The organism is Rhizobium sp. YTUHZ044 (assembly GCF_051123975.1).
GTDB lineage: Bacteria > Pseudomonadota > Alphaproteobacteria > Rhizobiales > Rhizobiaceae > Rhizobium.
The window spans coordinates 407,883-434,651 of record NZ_CP101426.1; the positions used below are offsets into that span (position 1 = coordinate 407,883).

The following is a 26,769-nucleotide window of genomic DNA, read 5'->3' on the forward strand; positions in this document are numbered from 1 at the left end:
AAGCCTATAGTTTAGGGGCTGCGATCGCCGCGAGAGCGAGGCGGCTTTGCCGGTCGTGAATTACAGGGAGTAACAGGATGTTCCGGAATTACCGGCCTGATCGGTGCTATATCATCGCTGAGATCGGCGGAAACTTCACGACGTTTGATCAGGCAAAGCGCTTGATTGACGAGGCAAAGGCGGCGGGGGTGGATGCCGTCAAGCTCCAGACCTATCGCGCAGAGACTTTGTCGAGCCGCAACGCCATGTTCGACATGGAGAACACCGGCGTTACCTCGCAGTTCGAACTCTTCCGCAAATATGAAATCGGCCACGAGCTTCACGAAGCGGTGTTTCGCTATGCCGAAGAGCACGGGCTGGACTGGTTCTCCTCGCCTTCGCATGAAACGGATGTCGATCTACTGGAGAAGTGTGGAGTCGGCGCCCACAAGGTGGGTTCGGACGACGCGGTCAACATTCCCTTTCTCCGTTATCTGGCAAAAACCGGCAAGCCGATCATCCTGTCGACGGGGATGTCGACGCTCGACGAAGTTCAGGAGTCCGTCGCCGCCATCAAGGAAGCCGGCAACGACAAGCTTATTCTGCTGCATGCCATCACGAGTTATCCGACGCATCCGGAAAATGTGAACCTGCGTGCAATGCAGACGATGATGAAAGCGTTTCCGGATCTCGACATCGGTTATTCCGACCATACGCTGACGCCGGTCGCAAGCCTCTGTGCGGTCGCGATGGGCGCCCGGGTGATCGAGCGTCATTTCACCTACGACAAGTCCGCCGACGGCCCGGACCACTTGCTTTCGGCCGATCCGACGGAAATGAAATGGCTCGTCGACGCGATACGAGCGTTCGAGATCATGAAAGGCAGTGGCCGCAAGGAGCCGGCTGCGAGTGAAGCAACGACGAGATTGAACAATCGCAAGAGCGTTGTCGTCAATCGACCGCTCAAGGCCGGCCATGTCATCTCCGCCGGCGACATTTCCGTTAAGCGACCTGGAACAGGAATTGAACCGAAGCATTTCGAAGCTCTCGCAGGACGGCGGGTCGCAAACGACCTCGATGCGGACGCGGTCCTTCAATGGAGCGATCTGGCGTGACGCTTGGAGTTATTATTCAGGCGCGGATGGGATCGACGCGGCTGCCGGGAAAAGTGCTTCGCGACATTTGCGGAAAGCCCCTTCTCGGACATGTTCTTGGTCGGCTTCAGATGCTGAAGCGCCCGGGAAAGGTTGTCGTTGCGACATCGTCCGCCAGCGAGAACGATATTATCGAAGCCTGGTGCCTTGAGCACGGCGTTAGCTGCTTTCGCGGCGACGAAACCGACGTTCTCGATCGTTATTTTCAGTGTGCGAGATCGCTCGGGATGTCAGATATCGTGCGGTTGACCGCAGATAATCCTTTTACCGACGTCGAGGAGCTTGAGAGGCTGATCGATCTGCACCAAAAGCAGGGATTCGATTACACCCATGCCTTTGGCCAGTTGCCTATTGGCGTCGGCGCCGAGATATTTACCTTCGAAGCTCTATCGCGCAGCCACTGCGAGGGGAAGCTGCCGCACCATCGCGAACACGTGAATGAATACTTCACCGATCGCCCCGAATTGTTCAAGATTGGTCGGCTCGAGGTGCCCCCAGCCAAAATCTCTCCGGAGCTGCGCCTGACGGTGGATACTGAGGAGGACTGGAGACGCGCCTGTGCGCTCGCAGCGCAGGCGGGCGGAACCTGGCTCGGGACGGAAGAGGCGATCAGGCTATGTTCGTCTTCTGCGTAGAAAGTTCGCATGCACGCGGCATGGGGCATCTTTTTCGGTCGCTGACGCTCGCCGCCGAGCTGCGCACCCGCGGTCATTCGGTCCGATTTTTGGCAAACGATCATCCGAATTCCTTGAGAATCATCCGCGAGCGCGGGTTTGCCGTGGCGCTCTATGATCTGGCAGCCGTGACGGGATGGGAGAAGGCTTTCCTCGAAGCCGCTGCTCCGTCTCCGATCTGGATCAACGACCGCCTTAATACGCAGCGATCCCACAGCGAGACGATCAAACGCTTGGACGCCAAGCTTGTTACCTTCGATGATCGTGGTGATGGCGCGGAACTTGCCGACCTGAATATCTGCGCTCTGCTGTTCGAAAACACGAAGGGTCTGAAGGGCAGAGATGTTCGGCTGGGCATAGAGTACATGATACTCAATCCTGAAATCGCCAGGTATCGCCGAGTTCGGGAAAAGCTTGCATCGATACTTGTCACCCTCGGCGGCGCCGACACTTATGGAGTGACGGTCCGCGTCGCTAAATGGCTGAGCAGCAAGCCTTTCCCTGTCACCATCGTGACAGGCCCGAGCTTCCAGCACATGGCGGAGCTTGAAGAGGTCGTCGCGGCGGCTCCGCCGGATCGGTTCAGATTGCTGAACCAGGTGCCGTCGCTTGCGGCGGAGATGTACGGGCACGATCTGGCGATTACCGGGGGCGGTCTTACGCCCTTCGAAGCGTGTGCGGCCGGCCTGCCCTGTGTCGTGGTCGCAAACGAACCGTTTGAAATCCCGGTCGGGCGTGCGCTCGAGGAACTTGGAGGAGCGCTCTTCGCCGGTCATCACTCCGCTTTCGATCTCGGCATCCTGGAAAAGGCAATTCCCATCAGGAGCATGAGCGAGACCGCCATGACCAAGGTCGACCTTGGCGGGGTTGGCCGAGTCGCCGATTTACTGGAAAGATTGACTGCATGACCCTGACAGCGGTGATCCATCAGCCGGACTTTGCGTCCTATCTCGGCTTTTTTCAGCGATTTCTGAACGCCGACCTCTACGTCGTTCTGGACCACGTCCAGTTTGTCCACGGAACGAGCAAAAGCTGGACGCACCGTGACAAGATAAAGACGGCACAAGGCGACCGCTGGCTCACCGTCGGAATCAGAAAGCCAAGCTTCGGCACACCGATCAACGCGGTGGAGCTGGCACCGGGCACCGGATGGATAGACCAGAACCTTTCACTGCTTCGTGAAAACTATCGCAAGTCCGCCGGCTGGAGCGAAGTCTTTCCCCGCATCGAAGTCCTCTACGGCAAGCGGTTCGACCTCTTGGCCGATTTCAACATGCATTTCCTGGACGGTATTCTGGATATGCTTGAAATCACCATGCCGACGGTGCGATCGAGCACTCTAAGCCCCGTGGGTCATAGGAACGAGTTGCTTGTCGAATTGCTGGGCAAAGTCGGAGCGACGCGTTATCTCTCGGGTCTCGGCGCTCGCGACTATATGCGGCCGGAACTGTTCGAGGCAGCCGGAATCGAAATCGAGTGGCAGCATTTCGTCCATCCGGTTTATCCACAGCCCTTCGGCGATTTCATTCCCTATCTCAGTATTCTCGACACACTGCTGAATTGTGGTATTGCAGGCACGCGTGACCTGCTCTGGAGTTGCAAATGAACATTCTCGCGATCGGTGCCCATTTTGACGACGTTGAGCTCGGCTGCGGTGGTGCACTGGCGCGCCATACAGCAAACGGCGACACCGTTTACGTCTATGTCGCGACCGTATCCGGCTTTTCCAACCAATATGACCAGTCCGTGCGCAGCAGCCAGGTCGCCAGAGCGGAAGCGGATGCCGCGATGGAAATCCTCGGCGTTCAAAAGATGTTTTGCGGCGAGTTCAAAACGCTCCAGATCGAATTCGTCGACCCGCTGAATATCGAGATCCTCAAGCTGGTGCAGGATCTGAAGATCGATATGGTCTATACCCACTGGGTCGGCGATATCCATCATGACCACCTGGCACTGTCGCGCGCATCGCTGCACAGCTGCCGGCACGTGCCCCGCCTGCTGATGTATCGCAGCAACTGGTATCATTCGACCGTCGATTTCAGGGGGAATTTCTACGTCGACATTACCGCCCATTGGGACCAGAAGGAAAAAGCGATCCTTGCCCATGAATCCGAGATGGAGCGCACCGGGCGGAAATGGGTGAGCTTCTTCCGCAATGAAGCCGAGAACGCCGGCCAGCGCATCGGTGTAAAATACGCCGAAGTCTTTGAGGTGGTGAAGTGGCTGCAGCCTTGAGGAAGATTTTGACCTTTGGCTCCATGCTGCTTCCCTATGGTGTGCATGAGCTGAAGCGCAGGCTTAAAAATCGTCACAAGTTATCTGCTGATGTCGCGAGATCGCTGGCAGAAAACAGGCAGCTTGCCGGGCTGCGTGCGGGCCAACGCTGTTTCATTTTAGGAAATGGACCGAGCGTCAAGGGCTTGGATCTGTCGCGGCTTCAAGGCGAAAATGTGATAACCGTTTCCAACGGCTATCTGCATTCCGATTTCGACAAGTTCCAGTCTCGTTATCATTGTGTTCCGCAAATCACCTACGGATTGATGACACCCGAGGACGTGGTCCGCTGGTTCGAGGAGATGCATTCGCACCTCGGCGGCGCGGAACTCTTCCTCAGCTCCACGGAAGCGGAGCTGGTTCGAAAACACGATCTGTTTTCAGGACGAACAGTCCGCTATCTCATGCTCGGCGAAAGCTTCGACGAAAGACCATCGGTAGAAATCGTCGATATCTCCAAACCGGTGCCACGTGTCGATTCAGTCCCGGTGATGGCCTTGATGATAGCGATGTATCTTGGTTTCAAGGAAATCATCCTGCTCGGCGTCGACCATGATCGCTTCCTGTCAGCAACCTATGAATACGCGTTCGACCTCAAGGTGCAAAAGGGAAAAGATTTCACCGTAAATGCGGACGGCACCCCGACAACGAACCGTCACGACGACTTTCAGCAGGCGGCGCGGCTGTGGCGACAATATCGAGCCATCGCGAATATCGCGCGAGCAAATGATATCCGCATCTTCAATTCCACACCCGGTGGGGCACTGGACGAATTTGAGCGCCGGCCGTTCCAAGCCTGGTTTGAAGAATGAGACGGCTTAAATTTGCGCTTCCGGGAATCCACTGTTTGCTTGAGGTGACGCGAGAATCGCCCCAAGCGCGCGAACAGGAGATCTGGGCCGAATTCCGACGGCACAACATCATTTTCGACGGACCTTACGATGATTGGCGTTCGGCAATGGCTGATTCAACCGGCTATGATGCGCCGGCCATTCTTGCAAAAGCCGTCGAAGCGACACGCGCAGTTGTTCAGGGCCGTGCCTCATATGAGCGGGACACTGTAATCTTCAGAGAGAGAATCTACTCGCATCCGCTGCTTGCCTGGCTGCTCTATGTTGCATCCAGATCCGATGGTCGTTTGAGAGTGGTCGACTTTGGAGGCGCGCTCGGAAGTTCCTATTTTCAACACCGGTCAAAACTCGCTCATCTCGCGGAATTGAAATGGTGCGTCGTGGAGCAGCCTCATTTTGCAGAAGCAGGGCGAGCAGAATTTGAAGACGGGCTTCTGAGCTTTTCTCGTAGCCTCGAAGAAGCAATCGAATTTGTGAACCCTCACATCGTTCTGCTCTCGGGCGTGCTCCAGTACCTCGAATATCCCCACGAGCATCTTGAGAGCCTTCTTTCGAAAGGCGTCAAGTTCATCCTTGTTGACAGAACAAGCGCGCAGGTCGATATCCCCGAAGCCCCTTTTGTACAGCATGTGCCGGAACGCATCTATCGCGCGAGCTACCCCGTGTGGTTCTTGAACGCGCATGAATTGCAGAATCGCTTCGCGAGGCATGGCTACGAGGTGCTGGACAGGTTCCAGCCAGCTGGGACATTTGGAATAGCAACACCGCCGCCCTTGCAGGAATTGACGCGTTGGGGCGTTGGCCTTACGCCAGCTCGGGGACAATACGAATGGTCGTATACTGGCTGGTTTCTTGAGAAGCCGGAAATCTAGCGATGCGCGTTAACGTCATTATCCCTGTCTTCAATCGTCTGGAGCACACCCGGAAGGTGCTGGAGGCTCTCAGGAGACAAACTCTCGCCGACGCGCTGACGATCGTCGTTGTCAACGACGGTTCGACCGATGGCACGGCAGAATACCTGCAGTCGCAGGGCGATGTTGTCGAAATCCGAGGCGACGGCAATCTTTGGTGGGGGGGTGCCATCGAGAAGGGGCTGAAATACGTCCTTCCGTCTTGCAAGGCGGAAGATTATATCCTGTTTCTGAATAATGACACCTGGTTCGACGAAGATTATGTTGAAACCCTGGTGCAAACATCCAAGGCGAATGGCGAAGCCGCCGTCGGAAGCGTTATCCATGAAGAGGGGAAAGACCCACCTCTTGTGAGTATAGGACCTCGGATCAACATCAACAGGTTCGCGATCTGGGATGTCCTTTCGGAATTGAGCGAAGCGCAACAACGGTCGCCTGAGAGCCAATACCGCGTGGATGCATTGAGCGGTCGAGGTACTCTATATCCAGCCCTCTTGTTTCGGAGATATGGCGGTATGCGGCCACGCCTGCTGCCGCACTACATGGCCGATTATGAAATCGCGATGCGCTTTTCGCGCGCCGGAGTGCCTCTGATCGTCAGCACAAAAGCAATCGTCTATTCCCCGCCAGTATATGGAAACGACATCTCCAGGCATTCATGGAAAAAACGATTGTTTGGCAGGCGCTCTCCTCACAATGTGTTTCAACGCCTGATCTTCTATTCGCTTGTCGGTTCACCGGTGCAGAGATCGACCGCACCTTTCCGCATGGCCTATTTCTTTTACGCACGTGTCCTTTTGGGAAAGATCACGACCAGCCTTAAGAAATTCGCCTTTTCCCGTATGCGTGCAAGGCAGCTTGGCGAACTGAAACGTCACGGGGTAAGCGTTGGCCGCGATGTTGTGCTCTATGGCGCCCCTTTGTTGCAACGACATCCTGACAGTGAGATTCACCTCGGTGATCGCGTCGTCCTGTGTTCTGATTCCCGATTTACAGCGCTCGCTCTCAATCATCCGGTGAAGATAGCGACCATTCGCGCCGGATCGAAGATCAGCATTGGCGCAGACAGCGGCATCAGTGGTGCAACCATCGTCTCGGCTGTAGGGATTTCAATCGGCGCGGAAGTGCTGATGGGAGCCAACGTCACGATTTTCGACACGGACTTTCATCCGATACGTCCGGAAGGGCGCCGTCATTCGGATGTCGAGGCGGACATCAAGACTGCGCCGGTGCACATTGGCGATAATGTGTTCATTGGCACCAATGCCCTGATCTTGCGTGGCACAGAAATAGGACGTGATAGCATTGTCGCTGCGGGTGCGGTCGTCCGCGGAAATTTCCCCGAAGGGGCAATAATTGCCGGGAACCCGGCAAAGCTTGTCGGTAGCGTCTATAGAACGTCACAGGAACGTCCCGGCAGTCAACCAGACGGTGAACATGAAAATAGCAATATTTGACACCTATTACGCGCGGTTTCTGAAGCAATTCTATGCGCGGCGGCCACAGCTCCGAAAATCGACCTCGCTAGAACAGACGAAAGCTCTTTTGGCCGCCGCATTCGGCACGTCCGATTTCTACTCGCGCCACCTGAAGGACCAGGGTTGCGACGTCATTGACATCATCGGCAATTGTGTCCCGCTTCAATCGGCCTGGGCGCAAGAAAACAACGAGCCGTTCAGCGCTTGGGCGATGAAACTGCCGCATCGGTTTTTCAGGCTGCCTTATGTTGGCGCACGCCTGGCGGCGCTCCCTGGCTTGCTGGAGGTCGCAATGGCCCGGGTTCGAACATTCAAGCCGGATGTACTCTACTGTCAGGATCTCAGCTTCTTTCCGCCGCATGCCCTGACGGAGTTGAAGAAGACGGTGCCGTTGATTGTCGGCCAGATCGCTTGTCCGCTGCCGCCGGGTGAGTTTCTGCGACCCTATGACCTTATTCTGACGTCATTCCCCCATTTCGTACCCCGTTTTCATGAGATGGGGATAAAATCCGAATATTTCAGGATTGGCTTCGACACTCGGGTGCTCGATCTCCTTGGCGACATCAGGCGCGATGTGCCGGTGAGCTTCGTCGGCGGAATAAGCCGTCATCATGGCAAGGCCGTACCCTTGCTCGAACATCTTGCCGATACCACGCCGATACAGTTTTTCGGTTACGGCGCGAAGACGCTCCCGCGCTCTTCTCCGATTCGCAAACGTCACAATGGCGAAGTCTGGGGTCCGGATATGTATCGGGCGCTGGCGCGCAGCCGGATCACCGTCAACCGCCATATCAATGTTGCCGAAAACAACGCCAATAACATGCGGCTCTACGAGGCGACCGGTGTCGGATCGCTGCTGATAACCGACAAGAAGGATAATCTCGGGGAGATTTTCGAGGTTGGAAAGGAAGTGGTTGCCTATTCCAGTGCGGAAGAAGCGACAGAACTCGTCCGCTACTATATAGACCACCCGGACGAGGCCGACGCCATCGCGAAGGCCGGTCAGGCAAGGACGCTGAAGGACCACACCTACAAGTCGAGAATGGAAGAATTGGTGCCGATCCTCGAACGATATCTGGAGAAACAGGGCTGATGTCGTTTCTGCGCACAAGTCTCAATCGCTTTCCGGGGATGAAGAGCCAGTTGAAGCGATTGCATGATCGGCTGTTGCCGACGACGTCGGTATCGTCCCGCTATGTCGAGATAGAGGCGGCTCGTCGAGACAGCGAAAGTTCGCGCCTTGCTGCATCCTGGAAAGCAAGTGATCTGCCCGCCCGCCAGAGAGCCCTCGTCGAGCGCCAGCTGAAGGAATACCGCAATGGCGCTTCCATTGATGTATTCGATGTCTTTACCGCCGCTTTGCGCAGCATCGACGATCTTCCGGCTAATGCTTCGCTGCTCGAAATCGGTTGTTCCAGCGGCTATTATTCCGAAGTGCTTGATGTGAGTGGCTTGCCGCTGCGTTATCGCGGCTGCGATTACTCCGATGCTTTCATCGATATGGCGCGCAGCATTTATCCCGGGCTGTCGTTCGACGTGGAGGATGCGACGCGGCTCAACTATCAGGATGACGCTTTCGATGTCGTCGTCTCAGGATGTTGTCTGCTGCATATCCCCGATTATGACGCGGCGATCGCAGAGAGCGCCCGTGTTGCCAAGGAATACGTGATTTTTCACCGTACGCCTGTTGTCTATGGCGAGCCGACCAAGTATTTCCGCAAACAGGCCTATGGCGTCGAGACCATAGAGATCCATTTTTCCGAGCCGCAGCTATTGGACATCTTTCGAGTTCACGGCCTGCACGTCCTGGCGACGTTCACGCTAACTGAGAACGTGGATCCGCACGACAGTCGTAAGGGCAATGCAATGCGCACCTATTTGTGCAGGAAACAAACCCAATCATGACGAACTATTTCTGTACCCTTTTCGACAACGGCTATCTCATCAAGGGAATGGCCATGATGGAGAGCCTCGTCCAGTGGTGCCCCGATGCGCATGTTTTTGTGCTTTGCATGGACCAGCAGACGCAGGAGATATTGACCGCTCTCAACAGGTCCTACATCACCTGCATTCCACTCGCTGATCTCGAGACGCCGGAACTTCTGGAAGTCAAGAAATCGCGCGGCGTCGCCGAATATTGCTGGACCCTGTCTCCGTGTCTGCCGAGTTTCCTGCTGGAGCAGCATCCCGACATTGATTTCCTCACCTACCTCGATTCCGATCTGCTGTTTTATTCACCGCTCGGTCCGATTTTCGACGAAATCGGCAATAGTTCCATCGCCATTATCGAACACCGTTTTGCTCCGCGGCTGCAGAATCGCGAAATTAACGGCCGTTTCTGCGTCGAATGGGTGAGTTTCCGGCGCGACGAAGAGGGAATGCGCTGCCTCACTCGCTGGCGCGAGCAGTGCATCGAATGGTGCTACTATCGCCTGGAAGACGGCAAGATGGGTGATCAGAAGTATTTGGATGAATGGCCGGATCTCTACCCGAATTGCCATATCATCGAGCATCCCGGAGCCGGAATCGCGCCCTGGAACTACGAAAAGCTGCATTTTTCGCAGGATGCATCAGGCAGGATCGAGGTCGATGGTTCGCCGCTGATCTTTTATCACTTCCACCAGTTTCAGTTGCTGACCAATGGCATGTTCGATCGGCTGTCGGCTTTCTACACCGCCGTCTGCGAGGAGCCCGACGCTGCTTACAGGGTCTATGAACGCGCTCTGAGGCAAGCCCTGAAAGCGATCAGGACGGTTTCTCCCGGCTTTTCCGGCGGCATTCGTCCCTTTTTCCGGGTTAAGGCGCGCCGATGGGTGCAAAGCAATGTACCCCGGCCGGTCATAAGCTTCCTGCACAATTTCATCAGGTACTGATGTCACGATTGCGGGGAGGAGCCTCGCTTCTCCTCGCCTCGTTATTGGTACTGCCGATCGATCCACTGTCGATAGCTGCCGCTTGTCACATTCTCTACCCAAGCATCGTTGGCGAGATACCATTCGACGGTCTTGCGAATGCCCGTCTCGAAGGTCTCACTAGGGCGCCAGTCCAGCTCCCTTTCTATCTTTGCCGCATCGATGGCGTAACGACGATCATGACCTGGCCGATCACGCACAAAGGAAATCTGGGCCTTGTAGCTTGCGCCGTTTGGCAGGGGCGTCAATTCATCGAGAATTTCGCAGAGCGTATTGACGACTGACAGGTTCGTCAGTTCATTCCTGCCGCCGACATTGTAGGTTTCCCCGACTTTTCCTCTCTCCAGAACACGCCGGATCGCGCTGCAATGATCTTTGACGAACAGCCAGTCGCGCACCTGCATCCCGTCTCCGTAGATCGGAATCTGTTTCCCCGACAGAGCATTGTGGATGACGAGGGGAATAAGCTTTTCCGGAAAATGATAGGGACCGTAATTGTTCGAACAGTTCGTCGTCAGAACGGGTAGGCCATAGGTGTGATGGTAGGCGCGAACCAGATGGTCACTCGCTGCCTTGCTCGCGGAATAAGGACTATTGGGTTCGTATTTGCGATGTTCGCTGAAAGCGGCCTCGTCGGGAGCAAGCGAACCATAGACCTCGTCCGTCGATACGTGGAGGACGCGGAAGCTCTCCCGGAAGTCTTCACTCTGTGAGGCAAGAAATCCCCGGATTGCCTCCAGCAGACGAAACGTGCCGACAATGTTGGTCTGGATAAATTCTTCTGGCCCATGGATCGATCGATCGACATGACTTTCGGCAGCGAAGTTCAGGATTGCGCGAGGCTGATGGGAACGGAGCAGTGCGTCGACAAGGTCGTAGTCCGCAATGCTGCCTTTGACGAAGACATGACGCGGGTCACTCCAGATGGAGTTAAGGCTCTCAAGATTGCCGGCATAGGTGAGGGCATCGAGGTTGACGACCGGCTCATCGTGAAGCGCAAGCCAGTCGAGCACGAAATTCGCACCGATAAAGCCGGCACCTCCCGTCACCAAGATCATGTCTTTCCCTTTGGACATCTGATAAATGGAACGCTCTAGTCTCATTGCGCCAATCCGCCGTCAACCGAAGAGATCGACAATGCTGAATTTCGTTTGTCCCCGGTGTCGGTCACATTGGGGTTGCGCTGGTTCGGTCGTTTCCATAAACACCTCCCGAAGATTGCAGCGAAAGACGACGTGAAAAATGACGAAAACCGCGCTTATTACTGGGGTGACTGGTCAGGATGGTGCCTATCTGGCCGAATTGCTTCTGAGCAAAGGCTACACGGTGCACGGTATCAAGCGGCGGTCATCATCTTTTAACACCGGCCGCATCGAACATATCTATCAGGATCCGCATGAGGCCCACCCACGCTTCGTCCTTCACTATGGCGATATGATCGACTCGACCAACCTGCTGCGGATCGTCCAGCAGACTCAGCCTGACGAAATCTACAACCTGGCCGCACAAAGCCATGTCGGCGTCAGTTTCGAAACGCCGGAATATACGGCCGATGCCGATGGTATCGGGACGTTGAGGCTGCTCGAAGCGATCCGCATCCTGGGTCTTGAGAAAAAAAGCCGGTTCTACCAGGCGTCGACGTCGGAACTCTACGGTCTCGTGCAGCAAGTGCCGCAGAACGAGAAGACGCCGTTCTATCCGCGCTCCCCCTATGCCGCAGCCAAGCTCTATGCCTACTGGATCGTCGTGAATTATCGCGAGGCCTACGGCATGCACGCGTCGAACGGCATTCTGTTCAATCATGAAAGCCCGCTTCGCGGCGAGACCTTCGTCACGCGCAAGATCACGATGGCGGTTGCTGCCATCAGCCTCGGCCTTCAGGACAAGCTTTTCCTGGGGAACCTTGACGCCCAGCGTGACTGGGGCCATGCGCGCGAATATGTCGAGGGCATGTGGCTGATGCTGCAGCAGGACAAGCCGGATGACTACGTCTTGGCGACGGGTAAGACGACGCGTGTGCGCCAGTTTGTCGAGTGGGCCTTTGCCGATGTCGGCATCACCTTGGAATGGAAGGGATCCGGTGTCGACGAAAAGGGCTATGATGCCGCCTCCGGCGCTTGCCTTGTGGAAATCGATCCCCGGTATTTCCGCCCGACGGAAGTCGATCTTCTGCTTGGCGACCCGACCAAGGCACGTCAGAATCTGGGCTGGCACCATAAGACCCCGGTTCGTGAACTCGCCGCTGAGATGGTGCGCGAGGATATCAAGCACTGGAAGGCTTAAGGCAGCCGGAAAGAGGTCTGAGTGTACGACTTATCGAACAAGAAGATCTGGGTTGCCGGTCATCGCGGTATGGTCGGCAGTGCTCTTGTGCGCAGGCTTCAATCCGAAAATTGCAGGATCATCACGGCCACGCGCGCCGAGGTCGACTTGAAGCGCCAGGACCAGGTCGGGAAGTTTGTTGAAGCAACCCGGCCGGACGCGATCATAATCGCCGCAGCCAAGGTTGGCGGAATCCTCGCCAATGACAGCTATCCTGCCGAATTCATCTCCGACAATCTGATCATTCAAACCAACATCTTTGAAGCCGCTCACCGGGCGGAGGTGGACCGGCTTCTCTTCCTGGGTTCAAGCTGCATTTATCCCAAGCTCGCTCCCCAGCCGATTCCTGAAGAGGCTCTGTTGACCGGTCCGCTTGAGCCGACCAACGAATGGTACGCCATTGCCAAGATCGCCGGTATCAAGCTCGCGGAAGCCTATCGCAAGCAATATGGCCGTGACTACATTTCGGCGATGCCGACCAACCTGTACGGCCCTGGCGATAATTTCGACCTGAACTCCAGTCATGTCCTGCCCGCGCTGATCCGCAAGGCGCATGCGGCGAAATTGCGCAGAGACCCGCAAATGGTTGTCTGGGGCACCGGAACCCCGCGCCGCGAGTTTCTTCACGTCGACGACTGCGCCGACGCGCTGGTGTTTCTGCTGAAAACCTATTCGGGCGCACAGCATGTCAATGTCGGCTCGGGCACGGATCTTGAAATCATCGAGTTGACGCGTCTGGTTTGCCGCGTCGTCGGTTACGAGGGTGAGATCGTCCATGACCTTTCCAAGCCCGACGGCACGCCGCGAAAGCTGATGAGCAACAAGAAGCTGCAGGACATGGGCTGGAAACCGAGCATTTCGCTTGAGGACGGCATTAGAGCCACTTACGCTTGGTTTCTCGAATTCGAAAACGGATCTGATCCAGCGGCCTGATGCCCGAGTTCCTGCGGGCCGGCACTTTCTCTGTCCCACATTGATTCGCGACACAGCGCTGTCGCCGTGCCTCCGATTGCCTCGTGGTCCTATGGCCGGCGGGTCCGGAACGCATTGGTGTCTAAGCTTCACCACGCGTCGGTATAAACGCCAAAGCCGGTCCGAATTACAGTCCGCCGGCGAGGAAGAGCAATTCGAACAATATCGGCGACCGGCAGCAAGCCCGATCATTGCGGCGGGGAACCCGATAGGGTTAGCGCGGTGGGTATTGTAGGAGGGGCGAATATACGCATAATTTCCGCTGCTGGCGCTGCCAGGCAAGATCGGTCGAATTTCTTGGGAGGGTTCCATGGAAACGAGCATCGAGCACGCCCATGCCGGCGCAGTGTCGCCCGAACTTGTGGTCGATGCGCTGTTTGCGTGCCGAAAGACGGCAGCGATCAGGGCGGCCATCGAACTTGATCTCTTTACACATATTGGCGAGGGCAAGACGCCGGCAGTCCTGGCGTCGGCAACAGCCGCCTCGGAGCGTGGCGTGCGCATCCTCTGCGATTACCTTGTGGTCCATGGCTTCCTGACCAAGGAGGGCGAACAGTACAAAATGACGCCCTCGACCAGTACGTTCCTCGATCGCAATTCGCCGGCCTATATGGGCTCTGCCGTCGAGTTCGCCGCCGCACCCGAAGTACTCGATAATTTTCTGCGCGATCCGACGTCCGTCGTGCGAAACGGCGGTTCGATGGGCCTTGCGAACATGTCGCCCGACAACCCCGTCTGGCTGAAGTTTGCGCGTGGCATGGGCTCTTTCACCGGGCTCAGCGCCAAACTGCTGGCTGGGGAAATCTCCAGCTGGGCGATGTCTCCCAAGAAGGTCCTGGACATCGCTGCAGGCCCAGGCGTCTTCGGCATCGAAATTGCCAGGGCCTTTCCATCCGCGGAGATCGTCGCCGTCGACTGGGGCGCCGTCTTGGAGCTGTCGAGGCAGAATGCGGAAAAATCAGGCGTCGCGGACCGGTACCGGACGGTCGCCGGCAGTGCCTTCGAGATCGACTGGGGCGCTGGTTATGACCTCGTCCTGCTTCCGAATTTTCTGCACCATTTCGATTTGCCGACATGTGCCGCGTTGTTGCGAAAGATCATCGCGAGCCTTGCAGCGGATGGTCGGATCGTCGCGGTCGATTTCGTGCCGAATGAAGATGGCGTGTCGCCGCCTTTTCCAGCGGCCTTCTCCTGGGAGATGCTCGTCAGCACACCGGCCGGCCAGGCTTACAAGCAAAGCGAACTGGCCGAGATGGCAAAACTGGCCGGCCTCACCGGCGTCACGGTCAAATCGATGCCGCCAACCCCTGCGAGCCTCATTGTCTTTGAATAGCCGCAGCTCAAGGCTGTCTGTTCTATGTTATCGGCGGAACCGAGCTCATCGGAGATTTGAGGGAAATTGGCTGGGGGTTCGCGCCTGGGCTCAATGGCTTATCGAAGGCGCCTTGAGATCCTTCAGTGTCCCGCCGCCAGCGACCGTGGATGCCCCCTTGTGCCTCGGCGACGGCGAGGGTCACGATGATGGAGACACTTGCGGATCCCGGATATGATGAGCGAAGTCGGCCTTCGCTGCCCTGTAACAGGGTCGATGATCCGCGATGTCGAGTTCGACCCGCGACGCATGAGCGAGAATACCGGCTGCGGAAAGTCTGATGCCGAGCGGCGCCCCAGCCGCTGCGGTCTCATGAGGCCAGCCGCGCCGCCGCGTATGCTACCGTAAGATACGTTTGTCCGGCACCACGCTGCGCCTATGCTGCATGTGCTAAGAGCGTGCATGGCCCACAGCGCGGCCATCATTCACAGAGCGGACGCAGATCAAGAATATGATCATCCAAGTATAAGTCTCTGGCCAGAAGCGGTGAACAGGAGATTTGGCATGCGGCATTCTTCCTATCTTCCCACAGCCGGTTTCGCCACGCAGTTCGGTCCGGCCGGTTACGCCCTCGACTATGTTTTGGATGCCGCCCAGCGCAGCGTGCTGTTCTGGGACGTCATGCGCAAGCGCGGCAACCAGTATCGCGCCCATGCGGAAGCAACCGCGCCGCATGTCCTGAGCTTCACGCCCGAGGTCGTGCTTGACGGACGTTCGCTCGAGAAGCCCGTCAACTACGCGCTGGTTCGGATCGTCCCGCCTGAGGGGGTAGAGATTGATGAAAAGCGCCGGCCTTTCGTCGTGGTCGATCCGAGAGCTGGACACGGGCCGGGCATCGGTGGCTTCAAGGCTGACAGCGAGATCGGCGTTGCACTGAGAGCCGGGCACCCGTGCTATTTTATTGGCTTTCTTCCGCAGCCGATGCCGGGACAGACGATCGAAGACATTGCACTGGCTGAAGCCATCTTTTTGGAGAAGGTGATATCGCTGCATCCGCAGGCCGACGCCAAGCCATGCGTGATCGGCAACTGCCAGGCGGGCTGGGCCGTCATGATGCTGGCCGCCATGCGCTCAGAACTGTTCGGCTCGATCATCATTGCCGGCGCGCCACTTTCCTACTGGGCGGGTGAACGCGGCAAATATCCGATGCGATATACCGGCGGACTGCTTGGCGGTACTTGGATGACCGCACTCACCAGCGACCTCGGACACGGGCAGTTCGACGGCGCATGGCTGGTGCAGAATTTCGAGAACCAGAATCCGGCCAACACGCTATGGACCAAGCAATATAACCTCTATTCGAAGATTGACACCGAGGCACCACGCTATCTCGGTTTCGAGCAGTGGTGGGGTGGTCACGTCAATCTGAACGCGGAGGAAATCCAGTTCATCGTCGACGAACTCTTCGTCGGCAACAATCTTGCCGCGGGCCGCATCAAGACGTCAAAGGGCGAGGCGATCGATCTTCGCAACATCCGCACGCCGATCGTCGTCTTCTGCTCGAAGGGAGACAACGTCACGCCGCCCGCGCAGGCGCTCGGCTGGATTCTGGATCTCTATGACGATGTGAACGAGATACGCTCACACGGCCAGACGATCGTTTACACGGTGCACGAAACGATCGGTCACCTCGGAATTTTCGTGTCCGCGAGCGTTGCCCGCAAGGAGCATGGAGAATTCTCCAGCAATATCGATCTGATCGATGCGCTGCCACCCGGGCTCTACGAGGCGATTTTCGAGGCAAAGACCGCTGAGACAGTAGGCGGGGACCTCGTCGAGGGTGATTGGATCATGCGCTGCGAGGCAAGGACGCTGGACGATATCCGCGCGCTCGGCTGCAATAACGCCGCGGATGACCGGCGTTTTGCGACCGTTGCGAAGGTCTCGGAGATCAACCTGTCCCTCTATCGGACTTTCCTTCAGCCTTTCGTCCGCGCAATGGCGCCGGATTGGGCGGCCAAGCATCTGCGTGAGATGCATCCGCTCCGGCTGCAATACGAGGTGTTTAGCGACGTCAATCCTTGGATGGCGCCGATTGCAGATCTCGCCCTCGATGTGGCGGAAGAGCGCCGTCCCGTTCGTGCCGACAATCCCTTCCTGGCGTTGGAGCAAGCCTTCTCACGCCAGGTCGTTGCGGGGCTGGATGCATGGCGTCAAGGGATCGAGGCGCTGAGCGAGGCGACCTTCCTCTCCGTCTACGGGTCTCCGCTCCTGCAGGCGGCAGTCGGCATCGATCCGTCTGACACTAGGCCGCAGCGCAGAGCAAGCAAGACCGCGCTGCATGCGCAGGTTCTCAAGGAGAGGATCGAGGAACTCAAGGCGCAAATGGAGGACGGCGGACTTCGGGAAGGTCTGGCGCGCAGCCTGCTCTACGTCGCCATGGCCAATGGTGCAGCCGATGAGCGTGGCTTTGCCGCCATTCGCCGGATGCGGCGCACCGAGGACGGCATGCCGGCGATGACGCTCGCGGAATTCAAGGCCTTGATCCGCGACCAGTTCCTCATGCTGCTGATCGACGAAGAGGCTGCCGTGAGCGCTATCCCACGGCTATTGCCGGAGGAGGAGAGTGTTCGCCGCGAGGCCTTGTCTTCCCTGCGTGAGGTCTTGAACGTGCGCGGCGCGCTTTCCGGCGAAGCCGAACAGCGCTGGAAGAGGATTGTCGGGATATTCGGCCTTTCCGGAGAGACGCTGCCGGAACCTGTCTTGTCGCCGGCGAAGGCCACCCCGGGGAAGCCTGTTCGCCGCGCAAGTTAGCCGACAAGATGCTGAAGCCGAGGGACTGAGCCCGCCCTTCAACATGGAGTGTGAAGATGCAGGATTTAGACGACGTTGGGAAAGAGTACGTGCCGCATCAGAAGTATGAGCGGCTGATCGCCAAGGCAAAGCAGGTTCCTGTGATGACGACGGTCGTCGCCCATCCTTGCGACGAGACATCGCTGCGCGGCGCCGTCGAGGCAGCCGAGATAGGACTGATCCGTCCGGTCCTGGTCGGGCCGGCGGGAAAGGTGCGCACAATTGCAGACGCGCATCACATCGATATCTCCCCATTCGAGCTGGTCGACACGCCGCATAGCGACGCGGCGGCGGCGAAGGCGGTGGAGATCATCCGCCAAGGCGGCGCTGATTTGCTGATGAAAGGAAGCCTCCACACGGATGAGCTCATGCGCGCCGTGACGTCATCGGCCACGGGACTGAGGACGGCGCGGCGGATCAGCCATGTCTTCGTGATGGATGTCCCGCACCATTCGGAAACGCTGTTCATTACCGACGCGGCCATCAACATCGCGCCGGATCTCGATGCCAAGCGCGACATCGTTCAGAACGCCATCGATCTCTTCACCCAGGTCGGCCTGGGCACGCCCCGCGTGGCGATCCTTTCGGCGGTTGAGACGGTCACATTGAAGATCCCTTCGACGATCGACGCCGCTGCTCTTTGCAAGATGGCCGAGCGCGGGCAGATAACGGGCGGCATTCTCGACGGGCCGCTTGCCTTCGACAATGCGATCGATCCGGAGGCTGCACGGATAAAGGGCATCCAGTCGCCGGTGGCCGGCCACGCCCAGATACTCGTCGTCCCCAATCTCGAATCCGGTAACATGCTGGCGAAGAACCTGACGTTCCTGGCGAAGGCAGATGCAGCAGGCATCGTGCTTGGAGCGCGCGTGCCGATCATCCTGACGTCGCGGGCAGATTCCGTGCTGGCGCGCCTTGCCTCCTGCGCCGTCGGCGTCCTGCTGGCCGATGGGCGCCGCCGCACGGCGCCGATACAGGGGGGATGATGCAATGGACACCATCCTCGTCGTCAATGCCGGCTCCTCCAGCCTGAAGTTCGAGGTCTTCGCGGTCTCGGGTTCGCTCACGCGACTGGTCAAGGGTAAGATGGAAGGCATCGGCACTGCGCCGCGCCTGGCCATCAAGGGTGCCGGCGGCGAGCGGCTGGCGGACGCAAGCTATCCAAACGAGACCGTTGCCGATTTGCCCGCGGCGATGCGCCTTGTGGGCGAATGGCTGCGCGAGCGGCACGACGGCCGTCTGATTGCCGTCGGCCATCGGGTCGTCCATGGCGGCCCGAACCACATGCGCCCGGCGCGCATCGATGAAACCCTGCTGCACGAACTGGAGCGCTATACGCCGCTTGCGCCGTTGCACCAGCCAAGCAATCTCGCGCCGATCCGCGCACTGCTGGAGCGTCAGCCGCAGCTAACGCAGATCGCCTGCTTCGACACGGCCTTCCATCGCGGCCATGATCCGATGGCTGACCACTACGCCATTCCCGCGCGTTATTTCGAAGAGGGTGTCCGGCGCTATGGTTTTCATGGCCTGTCCTACGAATATGTCGCCGGAAGGCTGGCCGAGATCGCGCCGGACGTTGGCCGAGGACGGGTCATTGTCGCCCACCTCGGAAGCGGTGCCTCGATGTGCGCGCTCCGCGGCGGAAAAAGCGTGGAGAGCACACTGGGCTTCACTGCTCTGGATGGCCTGCCGATGGGCACACGATGCGGCCAGATCGATCCGGGCGTGCTTCTCTATCTTCTCCAGCAGCGCGGCATGAGTGCAGCTGAGCTGCAGGACCTTCTTTACAGGGAATCCGGCCTCAAGGGCCTCTCGGGCGCCAGCAACGACGTCCGCGACCTGTTGGCGAGCGAGGAGCCGGGTGCGGCACTCGCGCTCGATCATTTCGTACATCGCATCGGCCTCAATGCCGGCATGCTCGCGGCCGCTCTCGGCGGATTGGACGCTTTCGTGTTCACCGCCGGGGTCGGGGAAAACTCGCCGGTCATGCGTGAGCGGATCTGCAGGAAGCTGGAATGGTTAGGCGCCAAGCTCGACAGCAGGCGAAACGCCGCCGGCGAGCTGTTGATTTCGGGCGACGATAGCAGGCTCGCCATCTATGCCGTGCCGACCGACGAGGAACTGATGATCGCGCGGCATACATACGCATTGCTCGCCGCATGATGGGCAACCCATGACCCGGGAGAGGGGCTGATGATGATCCCTGATGTGAAGGCCAAGCTTCTTGAAGGCAAGCGCGGGCTGGTGGTCGGCATCGCCAATGACCAGTCGATCGCCTGGGGTTGCGCCAGAGCCTTCCGTGCGCTCGGCGCCGAGCTCGCGGTGACCTATCTCAATGACAAGGCCAAGCCCCATGTCGAGCCGCTGGCCGAGGCGCTGGAAGCGCCCATCTTCATGCCCCTCGACGTTTCCCTGCCGGCACAATTGGAGGCGGTGTTCGACAGGATAGCCGAGCAATGGGGCGAGCTCGATTTCCTGGTGCATTCGATTGCCTTTTCGCCAAAGGATACTCTGCAGGGGCGAGTGGTCGACGTGCCTCGTGAAGGCTTCCTGAAGACGATGGACATTTCCTGCTGGTCGTTCATTCGCATGGCGCATCTTGCGGAACCCCTGATGAAACGCGGCGGGACGCTGTTCACCATGAGCTACTACGGCAGCCAGATGGTCGTGAAGAACTACAACGTCATGGGTGTCGCCAAGGCGGCGCTCGAAAGCGCCGTGCGCTACATCGCCGCCGAACTCGGGCCGAAGGGCATTCGGGTGCATGCCATCTCGCCAGGCCCGCTGGCGACGCGGGCTGCCTCCGGCATCCCGGAATTCGACGAGCTTCTTAGCAAGGCCGAGGAAAGGGCGCCGACACGCAGCCTTGTGTCGATAGACGATGTCGGCATGGCAACGGCCTTCCTCGCTCATGATGCAGCGCGGCTGATCACCGGCGACACCATCTACATCGACGGCGGCTACCACATCATAGACTAGGGAACCAGTGGAGTGATTTACAACGCGCCGCGTCTTCGAGATGCCAAAGCATGACGTCGCGCTCGTATTCGAAGCGTGCGTTGCCCTTGCCTGTCCGCTGGGACGCTGGCCGCGCTCACTCGCGTGGGCATCAACTGCGGGCTGCAGTTCTGGGCATCAGGTCCCCAATGATGCCAACACGATATCCGGCATGACTGGAAAATCACGGAATTAAAGGACTGGGAGAGAATTGGCTGGGGAACCTGGATTCGAACCAAGATCGACGGAGTCAGAGTCCGCTGTTCTACCATTGAACTATTCCCCAGCAAGCGAACCGGCGGGCGGTTCGGCTGGTGTGCGGCGCTTATAAACAAAAGCCCGGCGATTGCAAATACCTGTTTTGAAAAAAATCGGCCTTCTCAGGCCGGCGGTGAAACTCTTCCGCAAAGCCCTCTGTCAAAAAAGAATTTGGTGATTTTGGCGGGCGCTGATATTCTTGCGGCAACGCAAAAATCAAACGAGCGCCTGCTGCATACCTCCGGGACTTGCGCGGCGCGGTGGAAAACAACGTGGAAGACCCCGAAGGCGGCGCGAAGCCGCAATTTGACGGGGCGACGGCGGCAGGGCGCAGGGACGGCAAGAAGTCCAGGCGTCGCAAGGGCAAGCGCGGCGGGCAAACCCGCAGCGTCGCCCATCCCGCTTCGCATGAGTTCCCCGGCAGTGCCGGGCAGCCTGCGCGCCCCATGGAAGATGCGGCCGGACATCCGGCTCGCAAGCGCAAGCGCCGTCGTCGCGGCGGTCAAGGCGCTTCGCAGGATAGTTCAGTTCAAAACCAGAAGGTGGAACAGGACGCGGCAGCCGCCCGGCCCGACAGCGAACAGGCATCGAGCCGGCGCAACCGCCGGAAGCATCGCGGCAAGCGCGGGCTGCAGGGCCGGCCGCTGTCATCGGCAAAGCCTTCCCATGTGCCCCTGCAGGAAAGCCGCGTCGAAGAGACGGTGCGCAGTGCCGTCCCGCGCGAGATGCAGAACGGCGCCGGCGCCGGCCGCAAAGGCCGCCAGGAGAGCCACGGTCACCAGGGGGATCGTCAGGCCGGCGAGCACGCATGGCCGGAAGAACTCTATGCCGCGCTCGATCTCGGCACCAATAATTGCCGTCTGCTGATAGCCCAGCCGACCCGGCCGGGCCAGTTCCGCGTCGTGGATGCCTTTTCCCGCATCGTACGGCTCGGCGAGGGTCTTGCCGCCAGCGGCCGTCTCTCCGACGAGGCGATGGAAAGGGCGATCGAGGCGCTGAGGATCTGCGCCGGCAAGCTGAGGAACCGGGAGATCCGCCGCATGCGGCTGATCGCCACCGAGGCCTGCCGTCAGGCGGTCAACGGCGCGGAGTTCCTCGGCCGCGTTGTCGCCGAAACCGGCCTCGAGCTTGAGATCATCGACCGGGAGACCGAGGCACGCCTCGCGGTCTCCGGCTGCTCCTCGCTCGTTGGCCGCGAGACTCGTTCCGTCGTCCTCTTCGATATTGGTGGCGGCTCGTCGGAGATCGCCGTCATCCGCATCGGCGATAGTCGCTTCAGCCGGCTCGCCAATCACATCACCCATTGGACCTCGCTGCCGGTCGGCGTCGTGACGCTGTCGGAGCGTCACGGCGGGCGCGACGTCACGCCGGATGTTTTCGAAGGCATGGTGCGCGAGGTCGAAGCCATGCTCGGATGCTTCGACTGCCCGGAGATCGAGATCGCCCAGACTGGCGATTTCCACCTGATCGGCACGTCGGGCACGGTGACGACGCTTGCCGGTGTCCATCTCGACCTGCCGCGCTATGACCGGCGCAAGGTCGATGGCATCTGGCTCTCGGATGACGAGGTCTCCGCCATGCAGGCGAAGCTTCTCTCCTGGGATTTCGAAAGCCGCGCCGCCAATCCCTGCATCGGGCCGGACCGGGCCGATCTGGTGCTTGCCGGCTGCGCCATTCTGGAGGCGATCCGCCGCCGTTGGCCGAGCCCGCGCATGCGGGTCGCCGATCGCGGCTTGAGGGAAGGCCTGCTCACCGACATGATGGCCGATGACGGCGTGTGGCGGCGCCATCGCAACCGCCGCGGCCAGCGGGCGAAATAAGGGGAAGGGCATGACAAAGGCACCGATCGCGGGAAACCGCACCGGCCGCAAGCTCGGCCAGCGCGTCAAGAACAAGAAGATGAAGGCGTCCTCCCGCCAATGGCTGCAGCGCCACATCAACGATCCCTATGTGCAGCGCGCCCAGCTCGAAGGCTATCGCGCCCGCGCCGCCTTCAAGCTGTTGGAGATCGACGAGAAATACCACATCCTGCGCGGCGCCAGGCGCATCATCGATCTGGGTGCGGCTCCCGGCAGCTGGTCACAGATCGCCGCCAAGGTCACCGGTTCGACGGATGAGGACGTGCGTGTGGCCGCGATCGATTTCCTCGAAATGGCCCAGCTTCCCGGCGTCAAGATCCTGCAGCTCGACTTCCTCGATCCGAGCGCGCCGGAAAAGCTGATGGAGGCGGTCGGCGGCACGCCCGATCTCGTCATTTCCGATATGGCCGCGCCGACCACGGGCCACCACAGAACCGATCATCTGCGCACCATGCATTTGTGCGAGGTTGCGGCCCATTTCGCCGTCGAGGTGCTGGGAGAGGGCGGGCATTTCCTCACCAAGACCTTCCAGGGCGGCACCGAGCGTGATCTGCTCGCCATGCTGAAGCAGAATTTCCGCCAGGTCGTCCATGTCAAGCCGAACTCGTCACGCGCCGAATCGGTGGAGATGTTCCTGCTGGCCAAGGGCTTCAAAGGCCGCAAGGCGGAAGCTGACGCAGAGCAAGCTTGATCTCGGGTCCATCCCGGTTGATGATGATCCCATGCTTCTCTACATCACGCTCGGAACCAACGATCTTCATCGCGCAGGTCATTTCTATGACGCCGTGCTGGGTGCGCTCGGCTATCGTCGCCAGCGTCATACAGAAGAGGAGATCGGCTATTCCGCCGAAGGCGACACGCGCTGCCGCTTCTGGGTGGTGACGCCGTTCAATCGCCACCGGGCGACTGCCGGTAACGGCGCCATGGTGGCGCTTGCGGCCGAAACGCGGGCGGCTGTCGATGCCTTCCACGCAGCCGCGATTGCGGCGGGCGCGGCGGATGAAGGCGGGCCTGGCCTGCGCTCCTACCATGCCCATTTCTATGCGGCCTACGTCCGCGACCTCGACGGCAACAAGCTTAGTGCAGTCTGCGAACGTCCCGAATAAAGCCCGGCCTATTTCACCATCGATTGTTCGGCTTCGATGGCCGACGGCTTCACGCCTCTCGAGCGATGGCCGGAAACGAGGGCGCCAGCGTTGCGATCCATGCGGACGAAGGGAATGGTCGCAATCACCGTCAGTCCGGCAAAGATGTAGAAAGCCAGATGGAAATCGGCCACATCAAGCGCCTCGCCCCTGATATAGATCGAGGTCTCCAATATTGCGGCCGCCACCGCGACGCCGAGCGCCAGGCTGACCTGCTGCATGACGGAGCTCATCGATGTCGCCTGGCTGGCTTCGGCATCATCGATATCGGCGAAGGCAAGCGCATTGACGCCGGTGAACATGAAGGAGCGGGAGAAACCGCCGAGAAGCAGCACGCCGATGATGACGAGGTGCGGCGTTGCCGGCGTGAAGAAGCCGGTGATGACGGTCACAAGCGTCGTCACCATGGCGGCGCCGACGAGTGTCGTGCGAAAGCCGGTGGCGGCGAAAACGCGCTTGGCCATGAACTTTGTGGTGATCGCCCCGATCGCCCCGGCAAAGGTGATGAGGCCGGATTGGAACGGCGTCAGCCCGAAGCCGAGCTGCAGCATCAGCGGTGTCAGGAACGGCATGGCGCCGACGCAGATTCGAAAGAGATTGCCGCCCATGGTCGAAGCCCGGAACGTCGGATTTTTGAACAGGTTGAGGTTGAGGATCGGCGCTGGGTGGCGCTTCGCATGGCTGATGTAGAGGACGCCGCAGGCAAGGCCGATAAAGGTCGCGGTGATGCCGATGATCGGCGGCAGGGCCGGCAGGCTGACCACCGACAGGCCGAAGACGACGCCGGCGGCTGAAAGCGAGGTGAGCACGAAGCCGGTGAAATCGAGCTTCGGCGGCGCGATCGCTTCCACCTCCGGCAGGAAGATCGTTGCAAGCCAGATGCCGATGATGCCGACCGGCACGTTGATCAGGAAGATCCAATGCCAACTGAAATAGGTAGTGATGAAGCCGCCGAGCGGCGGGCCCGTGAGCGGGCCGACCAGCGCCGGGATCGTCAGCAGCGCCATGGCGGAAACCAGATCGCTGCGCTTCGTCGTGCGCACCAGCACCAGGCGGCCGACCGGCGTCATCATCGCGCCGCCCATGCCCTGCAGGAAGCGGGCAAACACGAATTCGACGAGATTGGACGAGAAGGCGCAGAAAATCGAGCCGATGACGAAGACGGAGATGGCAAGCCGGAAAATCTTCTTGGCGCCGAACCTGTCGGCCATCCAGCCGCTGACCGGGATGAACACCGCCAGCGCCACCATGTAGGAGGTCAGCGCCAGCTTCAGCGTAATCGGCCCGACATTGAGATCCCCGGCGATTGCGGGCAACGCCGTCGAAATCACGGTGGAGTCCATCTGCTCCATGAAGAGAGCGACGGCAAGGATCAGCGGGACGATGCGGTTCATAGGCGGGAGCCTTGATAGGCTGCGGATTGGAGCAGGAAAGGCATTTGCTGTGTAGACTCACTTCCCGGGCCTGCCAATCCTTCAATCCGCTTCGATGGAACGTTTGGTTCACGTCTGCGTGAGATGGCTTGCCCGACATCCTTCCCTATCAACATTGACCTATGTTCACCTACCCGGGCAGGAAATACGGCCAGATCGTCGGGTCGGCGCGATGGCGCGCCGCGCATCAAAGGGGAGTGGACATGGCAATCTCAACGCCAATAAGGCGGCGCACGTTTTTTGCCACAGGCCTCGGGCTGCTGGCTGCGCCGGTGATTTTAAGAGAGAAGGCCGTGGCGGCCGCGACTGGAGAAAGCAGCAATATGAATGCAATGCCTTTGCCCGAGATCGATCAATTCAAGCTCGGTTCCTATAAATTCACAGTGGTGCGCGATGGCATCAACATCTCCGAAAAACCCTATGAAACCTACGGCACCAATCAGGATCCCGAGACGGTCAAGGCATTGCTGACTGCAAACTTCCTGCCGGCCGACAAGCTCCTGAGCGGCTATACGCCTGCCCTCATCGATACCGGCGCGGATGTCATTCTTGTCGATACCGGCTTCGGTGCAGCGGGGCGGGCGCGTGGCGCCGGCCGGCTTGCCGAAGGCTTGAAAGCCGCAGGATACTCGGCCGACGACGTCACCCTCGTGGCGCTCACCCATCTGCACGGCGATCATATCGGCGGTCTCATGGAAAATGGCGCAGCCGCCTTCAAGAATGCCCGCTATGTCATCGGTCAGGCCGAATATGATTTCTGGTCGAGCAAATCACGCGAAGGCACGCCCGCCGAAGGCGGCCACAAGGCCGTGCTTGCCAACCTGACGCCGCTCGTCGAAAAAGCCATCTTCATCAAGGACGGTGACAGCATTGCGCCCGGCATGACGGCGATGCTGGCCGCGGGTCACAGCCCGGGCCACATGGTGTTCCATGTGGAATCCGAGGGCAAGCGCCTGGTGCTGACAGGCGATACGGCCAACCACTATATTCTGTCGCTGCTGCGCCCGGATTGGGAAGTGCGCTTCGATATGGACAAGGCGCAGGCGGCGGCCAGCCGCCGCAAGGTTTTCGACATGATCGCCACTGACAAGATCGCCTTCCTCGGTTACCACATGCCGTTCCCCGCGGTCGGTTTCGCCGAAAGGCAGGATGGCGGCTATCGCTTCGTGGCGAAGACCTATCAGTTCGACATTTGATCTACGGCATGTCGCCCGGAAGTGTGTAGCGGTTCCGGGATAACGACATGCGTAAAAACAAAGAGCTAAAGCGCATCGCATGAATGAAGTTTGACCCGATGCGCTTTCCCGCGCCGCGCGTCTTGGCAGACGCGCAAAGGACGCTGTAACACTTTGAATACACGCATCGTGCTTTCCGAAATCGATTCC

At 59.1% G+C, this 26,769-nt stretch carries 24 protein-coding genes and 1 tRNA gene; 22 read left to right on the forward strand and 3 right to left on the reverse strand.

All coding sequences use genetic code 11. From position 1 onward, the window contains the following. Positions 1-77 precede the first annotated feature (77 nt). Genes NL154_RS01975 through NL154_RS02025 form a run of 11 tightly spaced genes read left to right on the forward strand, consistent with a single transcriptional unit; the run spans position 78 to position 10,194 of the window. Complete coding sequence (locus NL154_RS01975; RefSeq protein WP_434733487.1) at positions 78-1,094, forward strand: N-acetylneuraminate synthase family protein; 1,017 nt, start codon at positions 78-80, stop codon at positions 1,092-1,094. Then, the gene (locus tag NL154_RS01980; protein WP_434733488.1) at positions 1,091-1,768 is read left to right on the forward strand and encodes a cytidylyltransferase domain-containing protein; all 678 of its coding nucleotides are present in this window, start codon (positions 1,091-1,093) and stop codon (positions 1,766-1,768) included. The genes NL154_RS01975 and NL154_RS01980 overlap by 4 nt, the downstream gene beginning before the upstream one ends. Beyond that, positions 1,750-2,715, forward strand: coding sequence for a PseG/SpsG family protein (locus tag NL154_RS01985; protein WP_434733489.1), 966 nt, complete (start codon positions 1,750-1,752; stop codon positions 2,713-2,715). Before NL154_RS01980 ends, NL154_RS01985 begins: the two co-directional genes overlap by 19 nt. Continuing rightward, positions 2,712-3,413 (forward strand): WbqC family protein, encoded by a 702-nt coding sequence (locus NL154_RS01990; protein ID WP_210629117.1) that lies wholly within the window; start codon positions 2,712-2,714, stop codon positions 3,411-3,413. The genes NL154_RS01985 and NL154_RS01990 overlap by 4 nt, the downstream gene beginning before the upstream one ends. After that, positions 3,410-4,042 (forward strand): PIG-L deacetylase family protein, encoded by a 633-nt coding sequence (locus NL154_RS01995; RefSeq protein WP_004677164.1) that lies wholly within the window; start codon positions 3,410-3,412, stop codon positions 4,040-4,042. Before NL154_RS01990 ends, NL154_RS01995 begins: the two co-directional genes overlap by 4 nt. Further along, positions 4,027-4,893: a hypothetical protein gene (locus tag NL154_RS02000; RefSeq protein WP_221122492.1), complete on the forward strand. Its 867-nt coding sequence runs from the start codon at positions 4,027-4,029 to the stop codon at positions 4,891-4,893. The genes NL154_RS01995 and NL154_RS02000 overlap by 16 nt, the downstream gene beginning before the upstream one ends. 44 nt (positions 4,894-4,937) lie before the next feature. Further along, a complete protein-coding gene (locus NL154_RS02005) occupies positions 4,938-5,804 on the forward strand; it encodes a TIGR04325 family methyltransferase (RefSeq protein ID WP_434734130.1) in 867 nt (288 codons plus the stop codon). A 2-nt stretch (positions 5,805-5,806) separates the two neighbouring features. Continuing rightward, on the forward strand, positions 5,807-7,300 hold the full coding sequence (locus NL154_RS02010) for a glycosyltransferase (protein ID WP_221146725.1): 1,494 nt from the start codon (positions 5,807-5,809) through the stop codon (positions 7,298-7,300). After that, positions 7,281-8,414 (forward strand): CgeB family protein, encoded by a 1,134-nt coding sequence (locus tag NL154_RS02015; protein ID WP_210629113.1) that lies wholly within the window; start codon positions 7,281-7,283, stop codon positions 8,412-8,414. Before NL154_RS02010 ends, NL154_RS02015 begins: the two co-directional genes overlap by 20 nt. Beyond that, positions 8,414-9,226, forward strand: a complete 813-nt coding sequence (locus NL154_RS02020; RefSeq protein ID WP_210629112.1) for a class I SAM-dependent methyltransferase — start codon at positions 8,414-8,416, stop codon at positions 9,224-9,226. The genes NL154_RS02015 and NL154_RS02020 overlap by 1 nt, the downstream gene beginning before the upstream one ends. After that, positions 9,223-10,194, forward strand: coding sequence for a hypothetical protein (locus NL154_RS02025; protein ID WP_434733490.1), 972 nt, complete (start codon positions 9,223-9,225; stop codon positions 10,192-10,194). The genes NL154_RS02020 and NL154_RS02025 overlap by 4 nt, the downstream gene beginning before the upstream one ends. Positions 10,195-10,235: 41 nt before the next feature. Here the strand turns inward: NL154_RS02025 and rfbB are convergent, their stop codons facing one another. Continuing rightward, on the reverse strand, positions 10,236-11,291 hold the full coding sequence (rfbB, locus tag NL154_RS02030; protein WP_434733491.1) for a dTDP-glucose 4,6-dehydratase: 1,056 nt from the start codon (positions 11,289-11,291) through the stop codon (positions 10,236-10,238). Positions 11,292-11,475: 184 nt separating this feature from the next. On the opposite strand from rfbB, the gene gmd reads away from it, so the two are divergent. The 7 genes from gmd (at position 11,476) to fabI (ending at position 20,671) form a co-directional block, all read left to right on the forward strand. Beyond that, a complete protein-coding gene (gmd, locus tag NL154_RS02035) occupies positions 11,476-12,516 on the forward strand; it encodes a GDP-mannose 4,6-dehydratase (RefSeq protein ID WP_434733492.1) in 1,041 nt (346 codons plus the stop codon). Between the two features lie 21 nt (positions 12,517-12,537). Continuing rightward, on the forward strand, positions 12,538-13,488 hold the full coding sequence (gene fcl / locus NL154_RS02040; protein ID WP_434733493.1) for a GDP-L-fucose synthase: 951 nt from the start codon (positions 12,538-12,540) through the stop codon (positions 13,486-13,488). Between the two features lie 349 nt (positions 13,489-13,837). Beyond that, positions 13,838-14,860 (forward strand): class I SAM-dependent methyltransferase, encoded by a 1,023-nt coding sequence (locus NL154_RS02045; RefSeq protein WP_434733494.1) that lies wholly within the window; start codon positions 13,838-13,840, stop codon positions 14,858-14,860. 543 nt (positions 14,861-15,403) lie between these two features. Beyond that, on the forward strand, positions 15,404-17,653 hold the full coding sequence (locus NL154_RS02050; RefSeq protein WP_434733495.1) for a DUF3141 domain-containing protein: 2,250 nt from the start codon (positions 15,404-15,406) through the stop codon (positions 17,651-17,653). 56 nt (positions 17,654-17,709) lie between these two features. After that, positions 17,710-18,678, forward strand: coding sequence for a phosphate acetyltransferase (locus NL154_RS02055; protein WP_210629106.1), 969 nt, complete (start codon positions 17,710-17,712; stop codon positions 18,676-18,678). A 4-nt stretch (positions 18,679-18,682) separates the two neighbouring features. Further along, on the forward strand, positions 18,683-19,855 hold the full coding sequence (locus NL154_RS02060; protein WP_221146720.1) for an acetate/propionate family kinase: 1,173 nt from the start codon (positions 18,683-18,685) through the stop codon (positions 19,853-19,855). A gap of 30 nt (positions 19,856-19,885) precedes the next feature. Beyond that, entirely contained in the window at positions 19,886-20,671 is a 786-nt protein-coding gene (gene fabI / locus NL154_RS02065) for an enoyl-ACP reductase FabI (RefSeq protein ID WP_221146719.1), read from the forward strand. Between the two features lie 230 nt (positions 20,672-20,901). On the opposite strand, the gene NL154_RS02070 is transcribed toward fabI, so the two are convergent. After that, positions 20,902-20,975 (reverse strand) — tRNA-Gln (locus tag NL154_RS02070). 244 nt (positions 20,976-21,219) lie between these two features. On the opposite strand from NL154_RS02070, the gene NL154_RS02075 reads away from it, so the two are divergent. The 3 genes from NL154_RS02075 to NL154_RS02085 are packed head-to-tail and all read left to right on the forward strand — an operon-like array spanning position 21,220 to position 23,912. Beyond that, the gene (locus NL154_RS02075) at positions 21,220-22,767 is read left to right on the forward strand and encodes a Ppx/GppA phosphatase family protein (RefSeq protein ID WP_210629077.1); all 1,548 of its coding nucleotides are present in this window, start codon (positions 21,220-21,222) and stop codon (positions 22,765-22,767) included. 10 nt (positions 22,768-22,777) lie between these two features. Continuing rightward, on the forward strand, positions 22,778-23,497 hold the full coding sequence (locus NL154_RS02080) for an RlmE family RNA methyltransferase (protein WP_064681032.1): 720 nt from the start codon (positions 22,778-22,780) through the stop codon (positions 23,495-23,497). A 31-nt stretch (positions 23,498-23,528) separates the two neighbouring features. Next, positions 23,529-23,912 (forward strand): VOC family protein, encoded by a 384-nt coding sequence (locus NL154_RS02085; RefSeq protein ID WP_210629076.1) that lies wholly within the window; start codon positions 23,529-23,531, stop codon positions 23,910-23,912. An 8-nt stretch (positions 23,913-23,920) separates the two neighbouring features. Here the strand turns inward: NL154_RS02085 and NL154_RS02090 are convergent, their stop codons facing one another. Next, on the reverse strand, positions 23,921-25,345 hold the full coding sequence (locus NL154_RS02090) for a DHA2 family efflux MFS transporter permease subunit (RefSeq protein ID WP_221154381.1): 1,425 nt from the start codon (positions 25,343-25,345) through the stop codon (positions 23,921-23,923). A gap of 242 nt (positions 25,346-25,587) precedes the next feature. Between NL154_RS02090 and NL154_RS02095 the strand changes: the two genes are divergently transcribed. After that, positions 25,588-26,580: an MBL fold metallo-hydrolase gene (locus tag NL154_RS02095; RefSeq protein WP_210629074.1), complete on the forward strand. Its 993-nt coding sequence runs from the start codon at positions 25,588-25,590 to the stop codon at positions 26,578-26,580. Positions 26,581-26,769 lie beyond the last annotated feature (189 nt).